Raw genomic sequence first — 7,495 nt, 5'->3', positions numbered from 1 at the left:
CGCCCGGGCCCCCCTGGGGCCGCCCCCGGGTGTGTTGGGCCCCCGGGGCGGGGGGGGGGGGGGGGCCCGCCCCCCCCCCCCCCCCCCCCCCCCCCCCGCCCGGGGGGGGGGGGGGGGGCCCCCCCCCCCCCCCGCCTCCAGTGCGTCCACCGTCTGCTAGCATCTGATCAGCAGTGCGCTCCGGCGCGCTGACTTCGCGTGTCCACAGCGCCGTCACCGGCGCGGCACCCGACCATCGGTCTCGCTCTCACGAGCGGGCGGTCGCGTGCCAGGGCACCAGGGACCACGACCGACGGTCGTGATCGACACAACCGCAACAGGTCCGCAGCGACGTGCGAGAGCACGGCTGCGCGCCGAGAAGACAGAAGGAGGACGGCACATGGCCGTCGTCACCATCCGCCAGCTGCTCGACAGCGGCGTCCACTTCGGACACCAGACCCGTCGGTGGAACCCGAAGGTGAAGCGATTCATCCTCGCCGAGCGCTCCGGCATCCACATCATCGACCTGCAGCAGTCGCTGGCCTTCATCGACCGCGCGTACGACTTCGTCAAGGAGACGGTCGCGCACGGTGGCACGATCCTCTTCGTGGGCACCAAGAAGCAGGCCCAGGGCTCCATCGCCGAGCAGGCGACCCGCGTCGGCCAGCCGTACGTCAACCAGCGTTGGCTCGGCGGTCTGCTCACGAACTTCCAGACGGTCTCCAAGCGCCTCGCGCGCATGAAGGAGCTCGAGGAGATCGACTTCGACGACACGACGAAGGGCTTCACCAAGAAGGAGCTCCTCATCAAGAAGCGCGAGCTGGACAAGCTCCACAAGACCCTCGGTGGTATCCGCAACCTCACGCGGACCCCGAGCGCGCTCTGGATCGTCGACACCAAGAAGGAGCACCTCGCCGTCGACGAGGCGCAGAAGCTCGGTATCCCGATCATCGGCATCCTCGACACCAACTGCGACCCCGACGAGATCACGTACCCGATCCCGGGCAACGACGACGCGATCCGCTCCGTCGGTCTCCTCACCCGCATCGTCGCCGACGCCGCGGCCGAGGGCCTGAAGACCCGCCACAACGGTGGCGACGACGAGGCTGCGGCCGAGCCCCTCGCCGAGTGGGAGCAGGAGCTCCTCGGTGGCGAGACCGCCGCGCCGGCCGCTGCGACCGCGACGCCCGCCGCTGCCGAGGCCGAGACCCCGGTCGAAGAGAACGACGCTGACGCGCAGGTCGCCGCGAAGGAGATCGGCGAGCCGATCGCCGACGACGCGAAGAACGCAGAGCCGACGGCCGAGGCCGAGGCCGCTGCGGAGACCACCCCCGCCGAGTGACCATCGGGGGCGTCGGGCCGATCGGTCCGGCGCCCCTGCTCCACTCTCCACAAACGCTCAGTCCAGAAAGGACTCCAGTCAATGGCCAACTACAGCCTTGCTGACGTGAAGAAGCTCCGCGAGGACCTCGGGGCCGGCATGATGGACGCGAAGAACGCGCTCGTCGAGGCCGACGGCGACTACGACAAGGCCGTCGAGCTGCTCCGCATCAAGGGCGCGAAGGCCGTCGCCAAGCGCGACGACCGCGCGACCTCCGAGGGTGTCGTCGTCGCGTCGACCGACGGTGGCGCCGCGACCGTCGTCGAGCTCGCGAGCGAGACCGACTTCGTCGCGAAGAACGAGAAGTTCACCACCCTCGCCGACAAGGTCGTCGCCGCGGTCGCCGCCGCCGGTGCCGCCGACGTCGAGGCCGGCAACGCCGCGCCGCTGGACGGCAAGACGGTCGCCGAGGTCATCGACGAGGCCGCCGCCGCGCTCGGTGAGAAGCTCGCGCTCCGCACGGTCACCCGTGTCGAGGGCGACGCGTTCGAGGTCTACCTGCACAAGACCAGCCAGGACCTCCCGCCGCAGATCGCCGTCGTCATCGCCTACTCGGGCTCCGACGCGGCCGAGGCCCGTTCCATCGCGCAGCACGTCGCGTTCGCGAACCCGACCTACCTCACGCGGGACGAGATCCCGGCCGAGGCGATCGAGAAGGAGCGCGCGACCGTCGAGGCGATCACGCGCGAGGAGGGCAAGCCGGAGGCCGCCCTGCCGAAGATCGTCGAGGGTCGCCTCAACGCCTACCGCAAGCAGGTCGCGCTCCTCGACCAGGACTACGCGAAGGACAACAAGCTGTCCGTCGCGAAGGCCGCCGAGAACGCCGGCATCACGATCCAGGGCTTCGCCCGCGTCAAGGTCGGCGCGTAACGAACCCGTGACGGGGCTCGGAACCACCAGGTTCCGGGCCCCGTTTTCGCGCGCCGACACGCGCGAGCACCGACTGGAGGCGCGACCCGCCTCCGCCGGACCGGCTGCGGCCGGGTAGATTCCCACGAGACATTCGACGAAGGGTGCGACCACATGACGAACGAGAAGACCGGACGCCGCCGGGTCCTGCTGAAGCTGTCGGGGGAGGCGTTCGGTGCTGGTTCGCTCGGTGTGAACCCGGACGTCATCAGCACGATCGCGAAGGAGATCGCGGTCGCCGCGCAGGAGGTCGAGGTCGCGATCGTCGTCGGCGGCGGGAACTTCTTCCGCGGCGCCGAGCTCTCCCAGCGGGGCATGGACCGCGGGCGCGCCGACTACATGGGCATGCTCGGGACGGTCATGAACGCCCTCGCGCTGCAGGACTTCCTCGAGCAGGCCGGAGCCGCCACGCGGGTGCAGTCGGCGATCAGCATGACCCAGGTCGCCGAGCCGTACATCCCGCGGCGCGCCGAGCGGCACCTCGAGAAGGGGCGCATCGTCATCTTCGGTGCCGGGGCGGGCCTGCCCTACTTCTCGACCGACACGGTCGCCGCGCAGCGTGCCCTCGAGATCGACGCACAAGAGGTCCTCGTCGCCAAGAACGGCGTCGACGGCGTCTACACGGCGGACCCGAAGAAGGACGCCACGGCGGAGAAGCTCCATCACGTCACCTACCAGGACGCGCTCCTGAAGGGCCTCAAGGTCGTGGACGCCACCGCGTTCTCGCTCTGCATGGACAACGGCATGCCGATGCACGTCTTCGGCATGGAGGGCGACGGCAACGTCGCCGCCGCGATCCGGGGCGAGCGCATCGGCACGGTGGTCAGCAACTGACCCCGTCCGCTGACTAGACTCGACGCCAGTACCGAAGGAGTAAGACCGTGATCAGTGATGTCCTGACCGAAGCCACCGAGAAGATGGCGAAGGCGGTCGAGGTCGCCAAGGACGACTTCTCGACCGTCCGCACCGGCCGCATCAACGCGGCGCTCTTCCAGAAGATCCCGGTCGAGTACTACGGCACGCCGACGCCGCTCGCGCAGCTCGCGTCGCTGCAGACCCCCGAGGCCCGCACGCTCATCGTGACGCCGTACGACAAGACGGCGCTCAAGGAGATCGAGCGCGCGATCGCGACGTTCCCGAACCTCGGCGCCAGCCCGACGAACGACGGTGACATCGTCCGCGTGACGATCCCGGAGCTCACACAGGACCGCCGCAAGGAGTTCGTCAAGCTCGTCCGGAGCAAGGGCGAGGACCACAAGGTCGTCATCCGCAACATCCGCCGTAAGGCCAAGGACGACCTCGACGCGCTGAAGGGCGAGATCTCGGACGACGAGATCTCCCGTGGCGACAAGGACCTCGAGGCCCTGACGAAGAAGCACGTCGACCAGATCGACGACTCGCTGAAGAAGAAGGAAGCCGAACTCCTCGAGGTCTGATGCACCGTCCGGACCAGGGCGGTGACCGCCCCACAGCAGAGAAGCGTTCCGCCAAGGGGCTGCGTCAGGACTTCGACGCGCGCGCACGAGCCGCACGCACCGACTTCGAGGCGCAGCTCCGGCAGCGGAAGGCCGACTTCGGCGCCCGCAACGAGGCGCTGACGGCACGCACCGGACGCAACCTGCCGGCCGCGATCGGGATCGCCCTGGCGTTCGCGGTCGTGATGCTCGGCTCGTTGCTCATCTGGAAGCCGTCGTTCATGGTCGTCGGGGCGTTCCTGCTCGGCGTCGGCGTCTACGAGCTCGCGAGCGCCATGCGGTTCGCCGGGCGCGACGTGCCGCGCATCCCGAGCGTCATCGTGAGTGTGGCGATCGTTCCGGCGGCGTTCATCGGCGGTCAGATCCCGGCGCTGTTCACGCTCCTCGGCGGCATCGTGTTCATCAGCCTCTGGCGCCTGGTCGAGGTCGCGATCGCGCGTCCGAAGCCGGCCGTGGGGAACGTGGTGCGGGACCTCACGAACGGCTTGTTCGTACAGGCCTACATCACGCTCCTCGGCGCCTGCGTGGTGCTGCTGGCGGCACAGCCCAGCGGGCAGCTCTGGGTGATCGGCTTCATCCTCGTGGTCGTCGCGGTCGACACCGGCGCGTACGCCACCGGGCTCAACCTCGGCAAGCACCCGATGGCGCCCCGGATCAGCCCGAAGAAGACGTGGGAGGGATTCGCGGGCTCGGTCGCCGCCAGCATCATCGTCGGCATCCTCGTCTCGTGGCTCATGCTCGGGCTGCCCTGGTGGACGGGCATCATCCTCGGCGTGCTCATCTCCGGGTCCGCCACGCTCGGCGACCTCACCGAGTCGATGATCAAGCGCGACCTCGGCATCAAGGACATCTCGTCGTTCCTGCCCGGGCACGGTGGACTCCTGGACCGCATCGACAGCATCCTGCCGTCCGCCGCCGTCGCCTACGTGCTGTACCTCGTCGTCAACCACTGAACGGACCCCTGGCCCACGCCCCAGCGCGTCCAGGTCACACCATGGTCCGGTCCTGGCAGAATGTCGCCGTGGCCACCACCTTCCCGAACGCAGACCGCTCCGCCCTCGGATACGACGTCGACGAGGTCGAGCGCTTCCTCGAGGACGCCCGCCGCGCCTACACGGCGAACGACACCGCTCCGGCGATCGAGGCCGCGAAGATCCGGGCCACCGCCTTCTCGATGCGCAAGGGTGGCTACTCCACCGCGCACGTCGACGCCGCACTCGAACGGCTCGAGGACGCCTTCGCGGCTCGTGAGCGCGAGCGGGAGATCGCGGACATCGGGCAGAAGGCCTGGTACGCCGAAGCCCGGTCGAAGGCCTCCGACGTCGTGGCGCGTCTCGAGCGTCCGGACGGACAGCGGTTCGGTCGCGTCAGCTTCCTCGGCACCGGGTACCACCCGAAGGACGTCGACGCCTTCGCGAAGCGGCTCGAGGGCTACTTCCGCGACGGCAAGCCGCTCAGCCTGACCGAGGTCCGCTCGATCGTCTTCCGACCGAAGCACGGCGGCTACCGCGAAGCGCAGGTCGACGCGCTGCTCGACGCGGTCGTCGAGGTCATGCTCGCTGTCCGCTGACGACGCGCTGGTGGCGGGTGCTTCGCTTTCCGTGATCGTTCCGTTATCCTGGTCGAACTCATGGGCAGGCACACGGCAGACATCAGCTCCGACCGCGATACCCGCGAGCACCTCGGCCTCACGGCCGCCGGTGAGCGCCGCGCGGCACTGAACCGAACCCGCACGGCGGAGAACTCGGTCCTCCCGGCGAACCCGACGGTGGTCACGGCATCGGTGCCGACCGCTCCGGCCGTCGCCCCCAAGTCGGTCGCGGCGAACCGCGTGTCGGACACGACGGACGCGCAGGCGTCGGTCGCCCACACGGTGCCCGCCACCCCTGCCGACCCCCGCATCGTCAAGCAGCGTCGTGCCCGCGCCGTCGCCGCAGCCGCGAAGCCGTCGTCGTCTCCGCAGAGCATGAACACCTTCGTGCGCAAGCGCGCTGCAGTGCCGGTGCTGTCCTTCTTCGCGGTGTCCGGCATCGTCGTCGGCTCGCTGTTCAACCCGCTGCAGCCCGACGTGGCCCAGGCAGCGGTCTCCGCTCCGGTGCTCGTCAAGGCGCCGGCTGCCCCGCAGGAGTACACGGCGCACGGCACCTACGCCGCGTTCGACGTCTCCCGCGACGCGTACGGCGTGACGCTCCCGAAGCCCAAGGTCGTCGAGAAGCCGAAGACCGAGACCGAGACCACGGATGCCGACGCGGACACCGCCACGGACGACACCGCCTCGGTGAGCGCCTCGAACACCCTCGCGGCGACCGCTGCGACGCCGGACCCGGGCAGCGCCCAGGCCATCGCGCAGGAGATGGTGGCCGCGCGCGGCTGGGGGACCGACCAGTACAACTGCCTCGTCTCGCTCTGGAACAAGGAGTCGGGCTGGCGCGTGAACGCGTACAACCCGAGCGGTGCCTACGGAATCCCGCAGGCGCTCCCCGGCAGCAAGATGGCATCGGCCGGCGCTGACTGGCAGACGAACCCGGCGACGCAGATCACCTGGGGCCTCAACTACATCTCCGGCGTCTACGGCACGCCGTGCGGTGCCTGGGGCCACAGCGTCGCGAACAACTGGTACTGATCGGCTGAACGCAGGTGCCGCGGAGCAACCGGCCGCGACGCCCTCGGGGCCGCGGTCCCGAGCAGGACGACGAGCCCACCGGTCTCGACCGGATGATGAGCTCGTGGAAGCGCACCGAGGTGCGTCGCGGGCGTGAGTACCTCGTGCAGCCCATCTCCGCTGCCTCGGCGCAGAAGGAGTACATCTGCCCGGGCTGCGGGGGCACCGTGCTGCCCGGCGTGGCGCACGTCGTCGTCTGGCGTGCCGACGGTGTCCTCGGGGACGAGGCCGACCTGGCGTCCCGCCGCCACTGGCACAACCACTGCTGGAGCATCGCATGACCACCGAGATCCGGTCGAACACCGAGCTGCCGGCCCGACGCACCGACATCGAGCTCGTCACGGACGACCACCTCACCCTGGTCGGAGAGCTCGCCGAGCCGCTGGAGCACGCTGCTCGCGGCACGATCGTCACGCTGCACCCGCTGCCGACCGCGCACGGCTTCATGGACTCGCACGTGCTGAAGAAGGCGGCAGCTCGGCTCCCGGCCCTCGCGGACATCGCGGTGCTCCGGTTCAACTTCCGCTCGGTGACGTCCCCGCGCGGCACGTCCGAGGGTGTCTTCGGCGACGGCGTCTCCGAGGGGTTCGACCTGCGTGCCGCCGTCACGGACGTCGTTCACCGCGGTCTGCCGACACCGTGGCTCGTCGGGTGGTCGTTCGGCACCGAGGTGATCCTCAAGCACGCGCTCGAGCACGTCGAGGCCGGCCGGGTCGCCGGTGTCGTCCTGCTCTCGCCGCCGCTGCACCGCACCACCGACGACGAACTCGCCCGCTGGGCGGAGGTGTCCGTCCCCGTCGTGGCCCTCGTCCCCGAGCACGACGACTTCCTGCAGCCGGAAGAGGCGGCACGTCGGTTCGCCATCGCGCCGAACGTCCGTGTCGTCCCGGTCGAGGGGGCGAAGCACCTCTGGGTGGGGGAGAAGTACGTCCGCATCGTGCTCGACGCGATCGCGGACCTCGTCGTGCCGGGCAGTGCACCGCTGCCGACGCACGTCACCGACTGACGGACGGGCCGGGTCGCGGGGAACGGGTCGCGTCGATGACGCGGGCCGGTCCAGGAGGCGCGGGTCGCGCCTCCTGGACCGGC

General features: G+C 70.0%; 9 protein-coding genes. All 9 read left to right on the top strand.

What is annotated here, in order from left to right:
* The first annotated feature begins 379 nt into the window (after window positions 1-379).
* Window positions 380-1,321, top strand: coding sequence for a 30S ribosomal protein S2 (gene rpsB, locus J2X60_RS15890; protein ID WP_070416392.1), 942 nt, complete (start codon window positions 380-382; stop codon window positions 1,319-1,321).
* An 81-nt stretch (window positions 1,322-1,402) separates the two neighbouring features.
* Window positions 1,403-2,230 (top strand): translation elongation factor Ts, encoded by an 828-nt coding sequence (gene tsf / locus J2X60_RS15885; protein WP_309888856.1) that lies wholly within the window; start codon window positions 1,403-1,405, stop codon window positions 2,228-2,230.
* Between the two features lie 153 nt (window positions 2,231-2,383).
* Complete coding sequence (gene pyrH, locus J2X60_RS15880; RefSeq protein WP_070416390.1) at window positions 2,384-3,103, top strand: UMP kinase; 720 nt, start codon at window positions 2,384-2,386, stop codon at window positions 3,101-3,103.
* Window positions 3,104-3,150: 47 nt separating this feature from the next.
* A complete protein-coding gene (frr, locus tag J2X60_RS15875; protein WP_070416389.1) occupies window positions 3,151-3,705 on the top strand; it encodes a ribosome recycling factor in 555 nt (184 codons plus the stop codon).
* Complete coding sequence (locus J2X60_RS15870; protein WP_309888854.1) at window positions 3,705-4,697, top strand: phosphatidate cytidylyltransferase; 993 nt, start codon at window positions 3,705-3,707, stop codon at window positions 4,695-4,697. The genes frr and J2X60_RS15870 overlap by 1 nt, the downstream gene beginning before the upstream one ends.
* A gap of 68 nt (window positions 4,698-4,765) precedes the next feature.
* A complete protein-coding gene (locus J2X60_RS15865) occupies window positions 4,766-5,314 on the top strand; it encodes a DivIVA domain-containing protein (RefSeq protein WP_070419098.1) in 549 nt (182 codons plus the stop codon).
* A gap of 60 nt (window positions 5,315-5,374) precedes the next feature.
* Window positions 5,375-6,367 carry a transglycosylase SLT domain-containing protein gene (locus J2X60_RS15860; protein ID WP_309888851.1) on the top strand — a complete coding sequence of 331 codons (993 nt, stop codon included), beginning with the start codon at window positions 5,375-5,377 and terminating at the stop codon, window positions 6,365-6,367.
* A 14-nt stretch (window positions 6,368-6,381) separates the two neighbouring features.
* A complete protein-coding gene (locus tag J2X60_RS15855) occupies window positions 6,382-6,687 on the top strand; it encodes a hypothetical protein (RefSeq protein WP_070416388.1) in 306 nt (101 codons plus the stop codon).
* Window positions 6,684-7,412, top strand: a complete 729-nt coding sequence (locus J2X60_RS15850) for an alpha/beta family hydrolase (protein WP_309888849.1) — start codon at window positions 6,684-6,686, stop codon at window positions 7,410-7,412. The genes J2X60_RS15855 and J2X60_RS15850 overlap by 4 nt, the downstream gene beginning before the upstream one ends.
* Window positions 7,413-7,495 lie beyond the last annotated feature (83 nt).

It is taken from the genome of Curtobacterium sp. 320, assembly GCF_031455235.1.
GTDB lineage: Bacteria > Actinomycetota > Actinomycetes > Actinomycetales > Microbacteriaceae > Curtobacterium.
The sequence above is the reverse complement of the archived record's forward strand: the minus strand, read 5'-3'. Positions and strand labels throughout refer to the sequence as shown.

Coding starts and splice junctions, on each gene's coding strand:
- rpsB (WP_070416392.1), top strand. CDS start 380: ATGGCCGTCGTCACCATCCGCCAGCTGCTCGACAGCGGCGTCCACTTC.
- J2X60_RS15860 (WP_309888851.1), top strand. CDS start 5,375: ATGGGCAGGCACACGGCAGACATCAGCTCCGACCGCGATACCCGCGAG.
- pyrH (WP_070416390.1), top strand. CDS start 2,384: ATGACGAACGAGAAGACCGGACGCCGCCGGGTCCTGCTGAAGCTGTCG.
- tsf (WP_309888856.1), top strand. CDS start 1,403: ATGGCCAACTACAGCCTTGCTGACGTGAAGAAGCTCCGCGAGGACCTC.
- J2X60_RS15850 (WP_309888849.1), top strand. CDS start 6,684: ATGACCACCGAGATCCGGTCGAACACCGAGCTGCCGGCCCGACGCACC.
- J2X60_RS15870 (WP_309888854.1), top strand. CDS start 3,705: ATGCACCGTCCGGACCAGGGCGGTGACCGCCCCACAGCAGAGAAGCGT.